General features: G+C 73.4%; 13 protein-coding genes. 5 read left to right on the top strand and 8 right to left on the bottom strand.

Annotated features, from left to right (window positions below; all coding sequences use genetic code 11):
• Positions 1 to 67: 67 nt before the first annotated feature.
• The gene (locus Sru01_RS19840) at positions 68 to 1,495 is read left to right on the top strand and encodes an amidase (protein ID WP_203988661.1); all 1,428 of its coding nucleotides are present in this window, start codon (positions 68 to 70) and stop codon (positions 1,493 to 1,495) included.
• A 16-nt stretch (positions 1,496 to 1,511) separates the two neighbouring features.
• Here Sru01_RS19840 and Sru01_RS19835 read toward each other — a convergent pair whose 3' ends face one another.
• The 4 genes from Sru01_RS19835 to pepN all read right to left on the bottom strand — a co-directional run bounded on the left by Sru01_RS19835 (position 1,512) and on the right by pepN (position 7,891).
• Positions 1,512 to 2,519, bottom strand: a complete 1,008-nt coding sequence (locus tag Sru01_RS19835; protein ID WP_203988659.1) for a hypothetical protein — start codon at positions 2,517 to 2,519, stop codon at positions 1,512 to 1,514.
• Positions 2,520 to 2,531: 12 nt separating this feature from the next.
• Positions 2,532 to 4,418, bottom strand: a complete 1,887-nt coding sequence (locus Sru01_RS19830; protein WP_203988657.1) for a DUF2207 family protein — start codon at positions 4,416 to 4,418, stop codon at positions 2,532 to 2,534.
• 11 nt (positions 4,419 to 4,429) lie between these two features.
• Entirely contained in the window at positions 4,430 to 4,981 is a 552-nt protein-coding gene (locus tag Sru01_RS19825) for a LemA family protein (protein ID WP_239137576.1), read from the bottom strand.
• Positions 4,982 to 5,323: 342 nt separating this feature from the next.
• Complete coding sequence (gene pepN, locus Sru01_RS19820; protein WP_203988655.1) at positions 5,324 to 7,891, bottom strand: aminopeptidase N; 2,568 nt, start codon at positions 7,889 to 7,891, stop codon at positions 5,324 to 5,326.
• Between the two features lie 249 nt (positions 7,892 to 8,140).
• On the opposite strand from pepN, the gene Sru01_RS19815 reads away from it, so the two are divergent.
• Together Sru01_RS19815 and Sru01_RS19810 are read left to right on the top strand one after the other, a co-directional pair.
• Positions 8,141 to 8,782: a mycothiol-dependent nitroreductase Rv2466c family protein gene (locus Sru01_RS19815; RefSeq protein ID WP_203988653.1), complete on the top strand. Its 642-nt coding sequence runs from the start codon at positions 8,141 to 8,143 to the stop codon at positions 8,780 to 8,782.
• A 207-nt stretch (positions 8,783 to 8,989) separates the two neighbouring features.
• Positions 8,990 to 10,396, top strand: a complete 1,407-nt coding sequence (locus Sru01_RS19810; RefSeq protein WP_203988651.1) for an aldehyde dehydrogenase family protein — start codon at positions 8,990 to 8,992, stop codon at positions 10,394 to 10,396.
• A gap of 10 nt (positions 10,397 to 10,406) precedes the next feature.
• Here the strand turns inward: Sru01_RS19810 and def are convergent, their stop codons facing one another.
• Entirely contained in the window at positions 10,407 to 10,895 is a 489-nt protein-coding gene (def, locus tag Sru01_RS19805; RefSeq protein WP_203988648.1) for a peptide deformylase, read from the bottom strand.
• 146 nt (positions 10,896 to 11,041) lie between these two features.
• Between def and Sru01_RS19800 the strand changes: the two genes are divergently transcribed.
• Positions 11,042 to 11,509: a ribose-5-phosphate isomerase gene (locus tag Sru01_RS19800; protein ID WP_203988646.1), complete on the top strand. Its 468-nt coding sequence runs from the start codon at positions 11,042 to 11,044 to the stop codon at positions 11,507 to 11,509.
• A gap of 46 nt (positions 11,510 to 11,555) precedes the next feature.
• On the opposite strand, the gene Sru01_RS19795 is transcribed toward Sru01_RS19800, so the two are convergent.
• Positions 11,556 to 11,867, bottom strand: coding sequence for a hypothetical protein (locus Sru01_RS19795; RefSeq protein ID WP_203988644.1), 312 nt, complete (start codon positions 11,865 to 11,867; stop codon positions 11,556 to 11,558).
• A gap of 41 nt (positions 11,868 to 11,908) precedes the next feature.
• A complete protein-coding gene (locus tag Sru01_RS19790; RefSeq protein WP_203988642.1) occupies positions 11,909 to 13,162 on the bottom strand; it encodes a GNAT family N-acetyltransferase in 1,254 nt (417 codons plus the stop codon).
• A gap of 118 nt (positions 13,163 to 13,280) precedes the next feature.
• On the opposite strand from Sru01_RS19790, the gene Sru01_RS19785 reads away from it, so the two are divergent.
• Positions 13,281 to 14,399 (top strand): PP2C family protein-serine/threonine phosphatase, encoded by a 1,119-nt coding sequence (locus Sru01_RS19785; protein WP_203988640.1) that lies wholly within the window; start codon positions 13,281 to 13,283, stop codon positions 14,397 to 14,399.
• Positions 14,400 to 14,417: 18 nt separating this feature from the next.
• Here Sru01_RS19785 and Sru01_RS19780 read toward each other — a convergent pair whose 3' ends face one another.
• A complete protein-coding gene (locus Sru01_RS19780) occupies positions 14,418 to 15,023 on the bottom strand; it encodes a LuxR C-terminal-related transcriptional regulator (RefSeq protein ID WP_203988639.1) in 606 nt (201 codons plus the stop codon).
• Positions 15,024 to 15,194: the final 171 nt, after the last annotated feature.

Genomic DNA, 15,194 nt, shown 5'->3' with positions numbered 1-15,194 from the left:
AAAAGCCGGGTATCTAACCCTTTTCTCTCTAGATAACTCATGCCGGTAAGCCTTACTGTGCGGAATCGTGGCGCACATACATGATCTTACAGCCCTGGAGCAGGCCGCCGCCGTGCGCGCCCGCGAGCTCTCACCTGTCGAGATCACCAAGCACTACCTGGAACGGGCCGAGCGCCTGGACGCCGAGGTCGGCGCGTTCGTCACGCTGACCGCCGACCGCGCCCTGGAGCAGGCCCGCCGGGCCGAGGCGCTGGTCATGACCGCGTCCGACCCGCGGGAGCTGCCGCCGCTGCTCGGCGTCCCCGTCCCCATCAAGGATCTCAACCTGGTCAAGGACGTGCCCGTGCTGTTCGGCTCGGCCACCTACGAAGGCTTCGTGGCACCGGTCGACGACAGCGTGGTGGAACGGCTGCGCGACGCCGGCACGATCATGATCGGCAAGACCGCCACCCCGGAGTTCGGCCTCCCCTGTTACACCGAGACGTCGGTGTCGCCGCCGGCGCGCACCCCGTGGGACCCGTCGCGCTCGGCGGGCGGCTCCAGCGGGGGTGCCGCGGCGGCGGTCGCCGCCGGTCTGGCACCGGCCGCGCAGGCCAGCGACGGCGCCGGGTCCATCCGCATCCCCGCCGCGGTGTGCGGGTTGTTCGGCATCAAGCCCACCCGCGGGCGCATCTCGGCCGCCCCGGTCGTCCCCGACCTGGCCGGGCTGTCCACCAACGGGCCCATCGCGCGCACCGTCGCCGACGCCGCCGCGCTGCTGGAGATCATGGCGCACAACCAGCCCGGCGACCTCTACGTCGCGCCGCCGACCCCCGTGGGTTTCCAGGAGGCGGCCGGGCGGGAGCCGGGGCGGCTGCGCATCGGCCGCAACGCCGTCCCGGTGGTGCCCGGTGCCGAGGTGCACCCGGAGGTGCTGGCCGGCTACGAGAAGGCCTCGGCGCTGCTGGAGTCGCTCGGCCACGAGGTGGTCGACATGCCGCCGCCGTTCAACGACTCCATCGTCGCCGAGTTCGAGAAGCTGTGGTTCTGCTTCTCCTGCATGCACCCGGTCGACCCGTCCGCCGCGCACCTGCTGCGGCCGTTCACCCGGTGGCTGCGCGAGCGCGGCTTCGCCACCCCGGCCCCCGTCTTCCTGCAGGCGCAGGCCGCGCTGCAGACCGCGACCCGGTTCGGCTTCCTGGTGATGAACGACTACGACGCGATCCTTAGCCCGACGGTGACCACGCCGCCCGTCCCGGTGGGCTGGTTCGAGGAAGGCGGGGACCCGGAGGAGACCTTCCAGCGGATGAAGCGGTTCGCCCCGTATCCGGCGACCTACAACGTCAGCGGCCAGCCCGCGGTCAATCTCCCGCTGCACTGGACCGCCGACGGGCTGCCCATCGGGGTCATGCTCGCCGGCCGGTACGGTGCCGAGGCGACGCTGATCTCGCTGTCGGCGCAGGTGGAGGCGGCCGTCGGCGGGTTCTGGGGGACGCGCCGCCCGGCCATGTGGTGAGGGCGCCCGGCCGAGGTCAGCCGCGGTACGCCGGCGCCGCCGGCCGTAGGGCACCGGCCGCGGCCAGCAGGCCGACGAGGTGGGCGCTCACGTCGGCCAGCAGCGTGGCCGGCGCGATCGGCGTGCCGGCCACCGCGGAGAACAGGCTCGGCAGCCCGGGCAGCGGGAACCCGTCGTCCCGGCCGGCCGGCCGGCCCGCCTCGAACTTGTCCAGCTGCGCCCGGCTGCGGGCCCAGGCGTCCAGCACCTCCTCCGGCGAGGGCACGCCGAACCCGTGGCCCACCGGGGCCGCGTGCCGTAGCCGCACCAGCGCGGTGTCGGCGAACGCCAGCGCCACCCTGGCCCGCGAGGCCAGGCTCTCGCGGTCCGGCTCGGGCACCCAGGCCATCGCGGTGCACGGCCGGCGGCAGCGGGCCACGCACTTGGCCATCGCCCCCGACAGCTGGCTGTGCTGGCGGTCGAAGTAGGCCCGCCACCCCTGGGGGGGTTCCAGGGCCACCCGCAGCGTGCGCTCGGCCGCCGACTTCTCCGGCTTGGTGTGGTCGCACTCGCGGTCCCCGATCGCCCCGAACCTGCTGCCCTCGCCGCGCAGCCCGTCCGGCCAGCGGGCCGGGTCGCCGGCGTGCCCGAGCACCGGCTCGAAGGCCAGCAGCGGCAGGTACTCGCCGGCGATGTGCACCGCCGCGATCATCGGGCTCAGCTCGCGGCGCTCCCAGCGGATGCGGATGACCTCCAGCAGCAGGCCGTAGGCCGGGCGCAACGAGGCCAGGGCACCGCGTGGCTGCTCGCGCGGGGTCTGCGGCATGTGGCAGTCGCGGGCGCGGCGCCGCAGCGCGGCGGGCACCGCCGCGACGTCGACCTCGGTCGCGAAGTCCTCGGCGTCCAGGGTGAGCAGCCGCTGGCCGAACTCGCACACCGCGGGGATCACCGGCGCCGCCGGGACGATCTTCGACGCCAGCGCGCCGAGGTCGGAGAACGCGTACCGGCGGGCCAGTTCGGTGAGCAGATCGAGGGGCGAATCCACCCGAACAGCCTCTCACGCCACTGGTGATCTCCCATCCAGCCGGGCGGCCGCCAGCCGGGCCAGTTCGACCAGGTCGTCCGGTCGCGGCGGCCCGGCGGGGGAGTGCACCCGGATCGCGAAGGTCTGGGACCCGGTCCGGGCCGCGACCACTCCCGGGTAGAGCATCGCGCCGCCGCCGATGCCGGGCACCTGCCGGCCGGTCACCCGGGTGATCAGGTGGCCGAGCATCATCAGGAAGGCGCCGCGCGGGCCGGACGACACGTGCACGTCCACCGTCACCGGAGTCCCGCCCGCCGAGCGGTAGCGGTAGGAACGCACGGCCGACGCCCCGGGGATGGGAAGCACGTCCGGGTACGCCTCCGGCGGGCCGACCCGCACCCCGAGCACGCGACGCACGTCGGCCCGGGTGACCGGCCCGCCGGTGTCGTCGCCGGTGTCGCCGGTGTCATCCGGCGGCCGGGCGGGCGGTGCGCCCCGGCGGGCGATGAGCGGCACCTCGCCCAGGTTCTCCGGGGCGTCCAGGGTGTGCTCGCCGGTGTCGTCGTAGGAGGCCGATCCGCGGTGGCGCGACCGCTCCAGCGTCTCGACCGCCTGGACCCAGCCGAGCCGGCGGCCGACGCGCAACCGGACCACGTCGCCCTCGGCCAGCGGCCGCCAGTCCGCCTCGGCGATGCCGAGCGCCTTGACGTCGCGGTTACGGCCGTCGTCCAGGGCCACCCAGTAGACGTACTTCGGCGGGCCGTCGCCGGAAGAACCCACCTGGACCGCGCGCAACCGGACGATCCGCCCCACCAGCTCCGTCGTGGTGGCCAGGTCGGCCAGCGCGAAGCCGATCGGCACGGCGGCGGCCAGGACGCCGCCGAGCTGCGCGAGCAGCGTCAGCGGCCCGCGCGGCCAGTCCAGCAGGGCACCGGCGACCAGGCCGATCACCCAGAGCCAGAAGCCGATCGCCAGCCCGGCGAGCGGGCCGGCGAGCAGGACCGGCCACGGCGGCCGGCCCCACAGGACGCGCCGCGGATAGCGCACGTTCACCACGTGCCACATACCGCCGTGGTCGGACCAGGCGCGCCCGTCATCGGCCGGCACGCTGACCGGCAGGCCCGCGACCGCGCGCCGGGCCAGTCCGAGCGCCGCCGCGTACGCCAGGTGGCGTCCCCAGATGGTGACCGCCGCGGCCGGCTGCTCGGGGAACCGCCCGGTCGCGGCCAGATGGGCCCGCACGCCCAGCCAGTGGCCGGCCACCCGGGCGCCCTCGGCCGTGCCGCGCTCGCCGTTGAACCGATCCATCAGCGCGGTCAGCATCGCCATGCCGATGACGGCCGCGCCGAAGCCGCCGCCCTTGTCCCCGTCGTCGGCCGTGGCGGCGACCGCGACGCCGATGGCGATGCCGGGCACCGCGGCGGCCGCGGTGAGGAAGATCGCCTGCCATCTGCTCCACCGGGACCGCGACAGGCCGGCCGCCCGCGCTTCGGCGATCACCTTGCGGCGGAAGCTGCTCCACCAGCGGCCGAGGTGGCGCGACCCCTCGGCAAGCGCGCCGGTGGCCACCACCCCGCCGGTGGCCAGCGAGGTGACATGGTCGAGCACCAGCTTCTCGTAGGCGGTGAGCGGCGGCCGTTCGCGGTGCCCGCCGGGCAGCCGGACCAGCGACAGCTCCGGCCCGACCTCCTCGATCTGCACCACGCCGCGCGCGGCCAGGTCGAGCAGGGTGGCGGACGTCGCCTCCTCGCACAGCCGCCAGCCGCCGGTGATCAGGTCCACCAGCGCGGGCGACTCCGGCCGCAGTTCCGCGGTGGGCGGCCCGGCGCTCACCCGAGGGCTGCGGGTGGCCAAGGCCATCGCGGTGAGCAGCAGGAGCCACAGGCCGGTCGCGCCCGCGGCGATCACGACGTAGAGCATCGGGCCGAGGGCTAGAACTCGACCTGGACCGGGCCGCGCTCCTCGCCCGGTGCCTCGAAGTAGGCACGGGACCCGAAGCCGGTCATGCCCGCGACGACGTTCGCCGGCACGGTCTGGATGCCGTTGTTGTAGGCCAGCACGGCGTCGTTGTAGTACTGCCGGGCGTAGGCGATGCGGTTCTCGCTGGTCGCCAGCTCATCCTGCAGGGCGGCGAAGTTGCGGTCGGCCCGCAGCTCCGGATAGGCCTCGGCCACGGCGAACAGGCTCTTCAGCGCGCCGGACAGCATGTTCTCCGCGGCGGCCTGATCCTGCGGCCCCTGGGCCGAGATCGCCTGCTGGCGGGCGGCCGTCACGGCGACCAGCGTGCCCCGCTCGTGCGCGGCGTATCCCTTGACCGTCTGGACGAGGTTGGGGATCAGGTCGTGGCGGCGCCGGAGCTGGACGTCGATCTGGGCCCAGGCGTTGTCGACGGCGCCGCGCCTGCGGACCAGGCCGTTGTAGAGCGCGACCAGCGGGAGCAGGAGCAGGAGGGCGAGGACGCCGGTCACGGCGAGGACGAGCACGAGGGCCTCCGGGACGTGCGGTGACAGCGCGCACGATAGACCCGCGGCCGGGGTTTCGGGAACGGCCGGCGAGGTGCGCGTTTCCAGCACACCGCGGCGCGCTTGCAATCGGCTTGCCGCGCGCCTGCGGCCGGGCCCGGCCGGTCGCCACCCCGCCGGCGGGCGCGCCCGGCCCATCCCCTGCGGGAACCGGCCGCCGCCCGGGTGCCCCGCCGGCCCGCCCGGCGTCCAACCGGACTTGGACACCGGGCGGCCCGGGACTTGAGGGAGGGCGCCCCCGGCGGGCGGGGCCCGGCCGGCCCGCCCCGGGGGGCGTGCGGGCGGGGCCCGGGTCGAGCCGGCTCAGGCGGCCGAGGCGTCCTTGGCGCGGGCGCGCAGCGCCCGGCCGATGCCGTCCGCGCCCTCCAGCAGCAGCCGGCGCAGCGCGGCCGACGGCTCGGAGGCGGAGATGTAGTCCTGCGTCCGCGCCACCGTGGTGGGGTCGATCAGCAGCGCCGGGTAGCAGCCCATCGCGAACCGCTGGGCGCTGTCGGACGGCCAGGTCTTGTAGATGCGGCCGACCTCGGCGAAGAACCGCTCACCGTACGGCCGGAGCAGGTCGGTGTGGTGCGGATCCATGAACCCGACGATGGTGGCGCGCAGGTTGGCCCCGCTGAGCTCGCCGCCGATGATGGAGGCCCAGGCCTCCTCCTTGGCGGCGGCGGTCGGGATGGCGGCCCGGCACATGGCGGCCGACTGCTCGCCGGTCGCCGTCGGGTCGCGGCGCAGTTCCTCGGCGATCTCGCCGGCCGGCACGACACCGCCGGAGGCGAGCGCGTGGATCAGCGTCCACCGCAGGTCGGCGTCCACGGTGAGGCCCTCCGGCACCGAGGTGCCGTCCAGCACGCCCCGCAGGAACGCCAGGTCGTCGTCGGCGGTGGCGCCGGCCGCGAAGGCGTTGAGGTAGGCGAGCTGGTGGTCGGAGCCGGGCTCGGCCGAGACGACCAGCCGGCGCAGTGCCGCGGTGAGCTCCGCCATGCCCTCCTCCCGCCAGGCGGGGTCGGCGTACTGCTGCAGGGCCAGCCGGCCCTGGCGCAACACGGTCTGCAGCACGGTGATGTCGGCGATCGAGTGCACGCCGGAGATCACCAGCTTGACGTAGTCGCGGGTGGCCATCTCGGCGTCCCGGGTCATGTCCCAGGCGGCCGCCCAGCACAGCGCCCGCGGCAGCGACTCGGTGAAGGCCGCGATGCCGCCGTTCACCAGGGTGCGCAGCGAGTGCTCGTCCAGCCGGATCTTGGCGTAGGTCAGGTCGTCGTCGTTGATCAGGATCAGGTCGGGCCGCGGCTCGCCGTTCAGCCCGGCGACCGGCGTGCGGGGGCCGACCACGTCGAGCTCCACCCGCTTGACCCGGACCAGCGCGTCACCCTGGCGGGAGTAGAGGCCGATCGCCACCCGGTGCGAGCGCAGCGTCGGATGGTCGGCGGGCGCCTCCTGCAGCACGTCGAAGTCGGCCAGCCGGCCCTGGTCGTCCAGGGTGAACGACGGGCGCAGTGTGTTGACCCAGGCGGTCTCCAGCCACTCCTTGGACCAGGAGGACAGGTCACGCCCCGAGGTGCGCTCCAGGGCCGACAGCAGGTCCTTCAGCTCGGTGTTGCCCCAGGCGTGCTCGTTGAAGTAGTCGCGCACGCCGGCCAGGAAGTTGTCCAGGCCGACATAGGCCACCAGCTGCTTGAGCACCGAGGCGCCCTTGGCGTAGGTGATGCCGTCGAAGTTGACCTCCACCGCCTGCATGTCCGGGATGTCGGCCGCGATGGGGTGGGTGGAGGGGAGCTGGTCCTGCCGGTAGGCCCAGGACTTCTCGACGTTGGCGAAGGTGGTCCACGCGCCCTGGCCCCAGCGGGTGGCCTCGGCCTGGCAGAGCACCGACATGTAGGTGGCGAACGACTCGTTCAGCCACAGGTCGTCCCACCAGCGCATGGTGACCAGGTCGCCGAACCACATGTGGGCCATCTCGTGCAGGATCGTCTCGGCGCGGCGCTCGACGATGGCGTCGGTGACCCGCGAGCGGAAGACGTAGTCCTCCAGGAAGGTGACCGCGCCGGCGTTCTCCATGGCGCCGGCGTTGAACTCGGGCACGAAGATCTGGTCGTACTTGCCGAACGGGTAGCGCAGCCCGAAGACCCGGTGGAAGAAGTCGAAGCCCTGCTTGGTGATCTCGAAGATGTTGTGCGCGTCGAGGTGCTCGGCCAGCGAGGCGCGGCAGAACACCCCGAGCGGGATGCCGTCGTGCTCGTCGCGCACCGTGTGGTAGGGGCCGGCGACCAGCGCGGTGATGTAGGTGGACATCACCGGGGTGGGCGGGAAGTGCCAGCGCCTGGCGCTCTGCAGGGTGCCGTGGCGCCCGCGGTGCTCCTCCAGTTCGGTCACCGTGCCCGGCGCCGCGTTGGAGATGACCTCCCAGTCGGCCGGGGCCAGCACGGTGAGCTCGAAGGCGGCCTTGAGGTCGGGCTGGTCGAAGCACGCGTACATGCGGTGCGCGTCCGCCGTCTCGAACTGCGAGTGCAGGTAGACCTTCTGGTCGACCGGGTCGACGAACCGGGTGAGGCCCTCGCCGGTGCGCATGTAGCTGCAGTCGGCGTCCACGCGCAGCTCGTTGGCGGCCGCCAGGCCGGGCAGCGGCAGGCGGCCCTTCTCGGCGTCGTAGGACGCCACGTCGAGCGCCGTGCCGTTGAGGGTCGCCGAGCGGACGCGGGCGCCCGCCAGGTCCACGAACGTGCTCGCCCCCGGCTCGGCGCAGGAGAAGCGGATCGTGGTGAGGCTCTCGAACCGCTCGTCCCCCTCGGTGAGGTCGAGCTCGACCGAGTAGGCCTCGACCTTCAGCAGCCGGGCCCGCCCCCGGGCCTCGTCACGCGTCAGATTGCCTGCCACATCCGCTCCTCATCATTACTCTTCCCCCCGGCCTCTTCGCGAGAGGGATGGATGAATCCTGCCACGTCGGGGGGCGCGGCGCCGCACCGGAAGGGGCCGTCGCGCAGGTCGGGACACCGTTGCGCCGAGGGCGAAGCATGCCGCCGTTCCGCCTGACTGACATTCACGACAAAAGCCGCAAAGGAATACATGTGCCTGGCGAGCCGGTTGTGGCTGGCGACCCTCTGTACCCGAGATGGAGAGCCGGCGATGAGCGACAGGACCCCGGTGGACTTCTGGTTCGACCCCTTCTGCCCATGGGCGTGGATGACCTCGCGATGGCTGCTGCAGGTCCAGCAGGTGCGGCCGGTCGAGCCGCGCTGGCACATCATGAGCCTGGCGGTGCTCAATGAGGACAAGGACATCCCCGAGGACTACCGCCGGGTGCTGGCGCACGCGATGTTGCCCGTCCGGGTCGTGCAGGCCGCCGCGGAGAAGTACGGTGACCAGGTCCTCGGCGGCCTTTACACCGAGATCGGCACGCGCATCCACCTCCAGGGCCGCCTGAAGTCGGAGGAGGCGGACTTCGACGAGGCGGCGGCCATCCGCGCGGTGCTCGCCGAGTCGCTGGAGGCGGCCGGGCTGGACCGCGACCTGGTCGCCGCGGCCGACTCGGCCGAGTACGACGCGGGCGTGCGCCGCTCCCACCGGGACGGCATCGAGCGGGTGGGGCAGGAGGTGGGCACGCCGGTCATCTCGGTCGGCGGCGTCGCCTTCTTCGGGCCGGTCGTCTCGCCGGCGCCCAAGGGAGAGGAGGCGGGCCGGCTCTGGGACGGCGTGCTGCTGGTCGCCGGCACCGACGGCTTTTTTGAGCTGAAGCGCTCCCGCACCCGCGACCCCATCTTCACCTGACGTCCGGGTCCCCGCCCGCCGCGCGGGTTGCGGTGCGTGACCGTCCGTGGTCAACTCGATCCGATCGCTCTGCTCGGCCGTCGGCCGGCAGGCGGCCGGATGACGGTGACCGCGCGGCGCGCCATCCTTGGGTCGCGTCGCCGCGGGGAGGCGCCGTCTCCGCGGCGCGGGCCGGCCGCCCGGCACGCCGCGCGAAGGGCTTGAAACATGCGCGGGCTGTACATCCAGGGGACCTGGGTCCCCTCCTCCTCCGGCGAGGCCGTGGCCGTGGTGAACCCGGCGACCGAAGAGGTCCTGGACCAGGTCCCGGCGGGTGCCGCCGACGACGTCGACCGGGCCGTCGCCGCGGCCCGCGAGGCCTTCCCCGCCTGGTCGGCCACCCCGCCGGCCGACCGCGGCAAGGTCCTGGAGCTGGCCGCGGGCCTGCTGCGCCGGCGCGCCGAGGAGATCGCCCGCGTCATCGCCACCGATTCGGGGGCACCCTTACGCATGGCGCTGAGAGGGCAGACCCTGGTGCCCGCCGGAGTGCTCGCCGAATACGCCCGCCTGGCGGGCGAGCGCGCCGCCGCCGAACACCGGATCGGCAACTCGCTGGTGCTGCGCGAGCCGGTGGGCGTGGTGGGCGCCATCACGTCATGGAACTACCCGCTGCACCAGGCGGTGGCCAAGGTGGCGCCCGCGCTCGCCGCCGGCTGCACGGTGGTGCTCAAGCCGAGCGAGGTCGCGCCGCTGGCCGCCTACGCCCTGATCGACATCCTGCACGAGGCCGGGCTGCCCGCCGGGGTGCTCAACATGGTCAGCGGTCGCGGCGCGATCGTCGGCGAGGCGATGGCCGCCCACCCCGGCATCGACATGATCTCCTTCACCGGTTCCACCGTCACCGGCCGGCGGGTGGCGGCGCTGGCCGCCCCGGGCGTCAAGCGGGTCACCCTGGAGCTCGGCGGCAAGTCCGCCAACATCATCCTGCCGGGCGCCGACCTGGCCGCCGCGGTGCATGCCGGGGTGGCCGACGCGTTCTTCCACTCCGGGCAGACCTGCTCGGCGCTGACCCGCATGCTGGTGCACCGCGACCGCTATGACGAGGCGGTGGCCATGGCGGCGGACGCCGCGGCCGGATACACCCTCGGCGACCCCTTCGACCCGGCCACCCGCCTCGGGCCGCTGGTGTCGGCGGCACAGCGCGACCGGGTCGTCCACTACATCAACCGCGGCCATGAGGAGGGCGCCCGCCTGATCGCCGGCGGTGGCGACCGGCCGCTGCCGCGCGGATACTACGTGGAGCCCACCGTGTTCGCCGGGGTGGCGCCCGGGATGGTGATCGAGCAGGAGGAGATCTTCGGCCCGGTGCTCTCGCTCATTCCCTACACCTGGACCGACGAGGCGGTCGAGATCGCCAACGGCACTCCCTACGGGTTGTCGGGCGCGGTCTGGGCGGCGAGCGAGCAGGAGGCGGTGGCGGTGGCCCGGCGCCTGCGCACCGGTCAGGTCTCGATCAACGGCGGCCGCTTCAACCCCTCGGCCCCGTTCGGCGGATACAAGCAGTCCGGCCTGGGCCGGGAGCTCGGCGAACACGGCCTGGAGGAGTACCAGGAGACCAAGTCGCTCCAGCTGTGAGCCCGCGGGGTCAGGGAGCCTGCAGCAGCAGCCGGCGCGCGGCGTCCTTGGCGAGCCGGTCGACGAACAGCCGTCCCTCAAGGTGGTCGTACTCGTGCTGGAAGCACCGTGCCAGCAGCCCGCGGGCCCGCACCCGGACCGGCCGCCCGAGCCGGTCGAGACCCGTGACGGTGACCCCGGCCGCCCGCGGGGTGCGGGCGTACAGCGGGCGCCCGGTCTCGCGTCCGGGAATGGACAGGCAACCCTCCTCGTCGAGCACCTCCTCGGAGTCGTCGACGGCCAGTTCCGGATTGACGACGTGCCCCTTGCGACCGGCGGCGTCGTACACGAAGATCCGCCGCGAGATGCCGATCTGCGGCGCGGCCAGGCCGACGCCGTCCGCGGCGTACATGCTCGCCATCATCTCGTCGATCAGCCGGCGTAGATCGCGGTCGAACTGCGTGACCGGCTCGGCCGGGGTGCGCAGGACCGGGTCACCGATCACGCGGATCTCACGCATGCGGGCGCTCCTGTAAGAGGTGAGATGCCATGGAGCCTCTTACTGTAGCGGAAACGCCCCTCGTGGTGGGCCTGTCGTGCGAGGCACTCGGGCGCGCGGTGTGGCCCGGTGGCCGCCCGCGGCGCGGGCCTGCGAGAATGGGGCCCGTGCGCGTCTACATCGCCGCCGACCACGCCGGCTACGAACTGAAGAACCACCTGGTCTCCTGGCTGAAGGACCACGGTCACGACGTCGTCGACGACGGCCCGTTCGGCTACGACGCCGAGGACGACTACCCCGTCTTCGTGCTGCGCGCCGCCGAGGGCGTCGCCCGCGACGAGGGGTCCTTCGGCGTGGTGATCGGCGGTTCGGGCAACGGCGAGCAGATCGCCGCCAACAAGGTGCCCGGCGTGCGTGCCGCGCTGGCGTGGAGCGAGGAGACCGCCTCGCTGGCCCGCAAGCACAACGACGCCAACGTCATCAGCCTCGGCGCGCGCATGCACCCCGCCGAGGAGGCGACCCGCTTCGTCGAGGTGTTCCTGCGCACCCCGTTCTCCGGGGACGCCCGCCATCGCCGGCGCATCGACCAGATCGGCGCCTACGTGTCCGACGGCGTTCTGCCGCCGCCGCCCTGACCGCCGCCGCCCTGACTGACAGCCGCCCCGCCGGGCGCCGGGCGGGTCAGCGGCGCGGGTCGGCGCGGCGGCGCTCAGCCCGGCGGGCCGGCTCGACCGGCCGTGGCCCCTCGCCCCGCCGCCCGGTCCCGCCCTTGCCGGCGGTGTCGGCTTCGCCCCTTCCCGCGCCGCTCTTCGCGCCGGCGTCGGCGCGGCCGCCCGGTTCGGCGCGCCCGCGGGCGGTCTCCGCGGGCCGGCGTGGCGTCTCGTCGCGCAACGGCCGCCGGTCGGCGGCCTCCTGCTGCTCACGGGTGGGACGCGAGACGTCTCGCGCGCGCATCGCGGTCACCGCGGTGATCTGCAAGCTCTGCAGGGCCATGTACCGATGCTAGGTCCTGATCGCGCCGGGTGCGGGGCCGGTCAGAAGACCAGTCCGCCCCAGGGACGGACCGGCCACGACAGCGCGGCCGACAGCGCGCGCACCGCGCCGGGGCGTGACTCCTCCAGCAGGCCCGCCGTCTGGTACTCCCCGAGGGAACGGCCACCCAGGTAGGCCGCGCCCAGGGCGTCGACCGGCAGCCTCAGATCCGCCGGATCCCCGGTACGCGCGCAGACCGCCCCCGAGCCGTCCGCCGACAGCCGCCAGCGTCCCTCGTTCCACGGGCAGAACGGGTCGGTGACCTCGATGACCACGTCCACCGGCGCCGAGTAGGCCCGGTCCGGCAGCGCGCGGCCGACGTCCACCAGCCGAACCCACAGCTCGTCCATCAGTCCCGGCGTCAGCAGCCGAGGGTCGGCGAGCAGATGGATGATCGGGTCGTCCACCGGCCGGCTGCTCGCCCGCACGACCGCGCACAGGTCACGCTCCAGCAGGTGCCGCCACAGCAGTGCGTAGGCCGCCGGGTCCATCGCGAACAGCTCCCGCAGCGACAGCTCGCCGTCGGGCAGATCGTGCGCGGTGACCCCCGGGCGGAACCGGAACAGCGCATACCCCCGCACCCCGGCGTCGTCCTCGGCCAGGACGCACCGCAGGGTGGTGTAGCCCTGCCGCCGGGGCTCCTCGTCGGCGAGGACGTGATCCCACCGGGCCGGAGTGCGCGCGTACAGGCCCGGACGGCCGGGCCGCACGGCGTCGAACAGCTTCACCAGCTCGTCGCGCACCGCGGCGGGGCGGACGACGTGCAGCCGCAGCGACGGGTCGGCCGGCGCGTTCGGCAGCAGCGCGGCGCCCCGCTTGGGAATGTCGAAGGTCACCGCGTCGGCCGCCCGGCCGTACCCGAAACGGCGGTAGATGCCGGCCTCCGCGGCGTACAGCACGGCCACCGCCTCGCCGCCCTCCCGCAGATCGTCCAGCTGGCGGCGCATCAGGGCCGTCAGGATGCCGCGCCGCCGGTGATCGGGCGCCACCGACACGGCGGTCACCCCGCAGACCGGCCGCGGGCCGCCGGGAACGGTCATGCTGAGCGAGTATCCCGCCGCGGAGCCGATCATCCGGTCCCCGTCGAAGGCGCCCAGCGTGCGGTCGAACTCCATCAGAGCCTCGAACCGGTCGGTGCGCTCGGTCCAGGTGTCCTCGACGAACGCCTCCTGGTCCAGTTCCACCCAGGCGGGCCATTCGGCCGGGGTGAAGGGGCGGATGACCGGAGTGGACCTGGGGCCGGGTCGGTTGTTCATCCGATCAACGTTAGGCCCGGGCAAACCGGAACGGCCACCTAATATCCCCGTTTAATGATCAAGGTGTTGGTCAAGTCGGCTGCCGCACGCCAGGTGGACGGATAGAGTCGGTCCCATCATGAGTTCCCGTCCGGCGCCGCTGATCCCCCCGCGGCTCCGCGCGATCCTGGTGCGTGTCCCGTTCCTGGTACGGATCGTGCGATTCCTGCGCAGGGGGCCACTGGCGCGCGACCGGAACCTGATGATCACCCTGTGCGTGCTGACGCTGGCCCTGGGCGGCCTGGCGGCGTGGGTCTCCACCGACTGGTTCTCGCCCAGCCTGTTCATTTTGATCACCCTGGTCGGCGGCCTGCAACTGCGCATGCGCAACCTCGCGGTGCTGGTCGGCGCGGTCGGCGTGTCCCTGGCCTACATCGCCGCCGTCCTCGGGGCCCGTGCGGTCGGGGCCGGCCTGCTGGTCACGCTCGGCTTCACCACGGTGCTCGCGTTCCTCATGGCCCGGACCCGCGGCAAGCTCGGCGTCCAGGGCCTGCGCGGCGACGCCATGCTGCTGGAGCTGCGCGACCGGCTCAAACGGCAGGGCGAGCTGCCGCCGCTGCCCGCCAAGGACTGGGGCTCCAAGGTGGTGCTCAAGCAGGCGGGCGGCTCCTCGTTCGGCGGCGACTTCCTGGTATCGATGCGGCACGGGTCCGTCCTGGAGATCGCCCTGGTCGATGTCTCGGGCAAGGGCGTGGACGCCGGCACCCGCGCGCTCATGCTGTCGGGCACCTTCGGCGGGCTGCTCGGCTCGGTCGACTCCTTCCTGCCGGCCTGCAACGCCTACCTGCACCGCCAGCCGGAGGGGGAGGGGTTCGTCACCGCCGTCCACCTGCGGCTCGACCTGGACACCGGCGCCTACGAGATCACCTCCGCCGGCCATCCGCCGGTGGTGAAGTTCGACGCCGGCACCGGAACCTGGCAGGTGTCGGCCGCCAAGGGCGTGGTGCTCGGCATCGTGCCCGACCTGCACTGCGAGACCGACACCGGGGTGCTGCACAAGGGCGACGCGCTGATGCTCTACACCGACGGCCTGATCGAGCAGCCGGGGCGCGACATCGACGCCGGGCTGGACCGCCTGCTCGGCGAGGCCGAGCGCCTGGTTCCCTCCGGGTTCAAGGACGGCGCCCGGCCGCTGGTCAACTCGATGTCGGCCGGGCACAACGACGACTGTGCCCTCATCCTCATCTGGCGGCCCTGACCGCCGGCGCGGTGATGACTACAACCAGCCGGCCTCGCCGGCGATGCGCACTGCGTCACCCCGGTTGCGCGCCCCCGTCTTGCAGATGATGCGCGACAGGTGGTTGCGGACCGTTCCGACCGACAGGTAGAGCTTGGCGGCGATCTCCTTGGACGACGCGCCCTGCGCCGCGATGCGCAGCACGTCCAGCTCGCGCGGGGTCAGCGGGTTGTCGGCGGAGGCGAGCGCGGCGATGGCCAGGTCGGAGTCGACCGCCTTGCGCCCGGCGGCGACTCGCCGGATGCCCTCGGCGAGCTGCTCGGGCGCCACGTCGATGCTGAGGAAGCCCAGGGCCTTGGCGGCGAAGGCGCGCCGCACCTGGCCGGGGTTCGGCCGGGCGGACAGCAGCAGCACCCGGCAGCGGGGCACCTTCTCGTGCAACCGGGCCGCGATGGTCAGCCCGTCCACGTCCGGCAGGTCCACATCGATCACCGCGATGTCCGGGTCGAGCTCGGCGGCGGCGGGGATGACGTACTCGCCGGCGGCGACGTCCGCGACGACCCGCAGATCGCTCTCACCGTTCAGCGAGGCCACGAGCCCCCGGCGAACCAGCGGGAGCTGCGCGGCGACCAAGATGCGTAACAATGTGCTCCTCTGCTGGACTCACCCAGATCCGGCAAATATCGGTTAGGCCATTCATATCGCACGGTGTCTACATGATTGCATACCGTCAAGGCAGTTTCTCTGTTCCATCGTGCTCATGCAAGTGACCTTTCCGGACCGTCCGCCCCTGGCCGCCCGGCCGATCCGGCCGGA

Source organism: Sphaerisporangium rufum (genome assembly GCF_016863395.1).
Classification (GTDB): Bacteria; Actinomycetota; Actinomycetes; order Streptosporangiales; family Streptosporangiaceae; genus Sphaerisporangium; species Sphaerisporangium rufum.
Note: the sequence above shows the minus strand (reverse complement) of the source record. Positions and strands in the feature narration are given on the sequence as shown.

Bases quoted from the DNA above. Each gene is read 5' to 3' on its own strand.
- Sru01_RS19830 (WP_203988657.1), bottom strand. From the start codon at position 4,418: ATGCTCTACGTCGTGATCGCCGCGGGCGCGACCGGCCTGTGGCTCCTG.
- Sru01_RS19815 (WP_203988653.1), top strand. From the start codon at position 8,141: ATGAGCGACAGGACCCCGGTGGACTTCTGGTTCGACCCCTTCTGCCCA.
- Sru01_RS19810 (WP_203988651.1), top strand. From the start codon at position 8,990: ATGCGCGGGCTGTACATCCAGGGGACCTGGGTCCCCTCCTCCTCCGGC.
- def (WP_203988648.1), bottom strand. From the start codon at position 10,895: ATGCGTGAGATCCGCGTGATCGGTGACCCGGTCCTGCGCACCCCGGCC.
- Sru01_RS19795 (WP_203988644.1), bottom strand. From the start codon at position 11,867: ATGGCCCTGCAGAGCTTGCAGATCACCGCGGTGACCGCGATGCGCGCG.
- Sru01_RS19790 (WP_203988642.1), bottom strand. From the start codon at position 13,162: ATGAACAACCGACCCGGCCCCAGGTCCACTCCGGTCATCCGCCCCTTC.
- Sru01_RS19785 (WP_203988640.1), top strand. From the start codon at position 13,281: ATGAGTTCCCGTCCGGCGCCGCTGATCCCCCCGCGGCTCCGCGCGATC.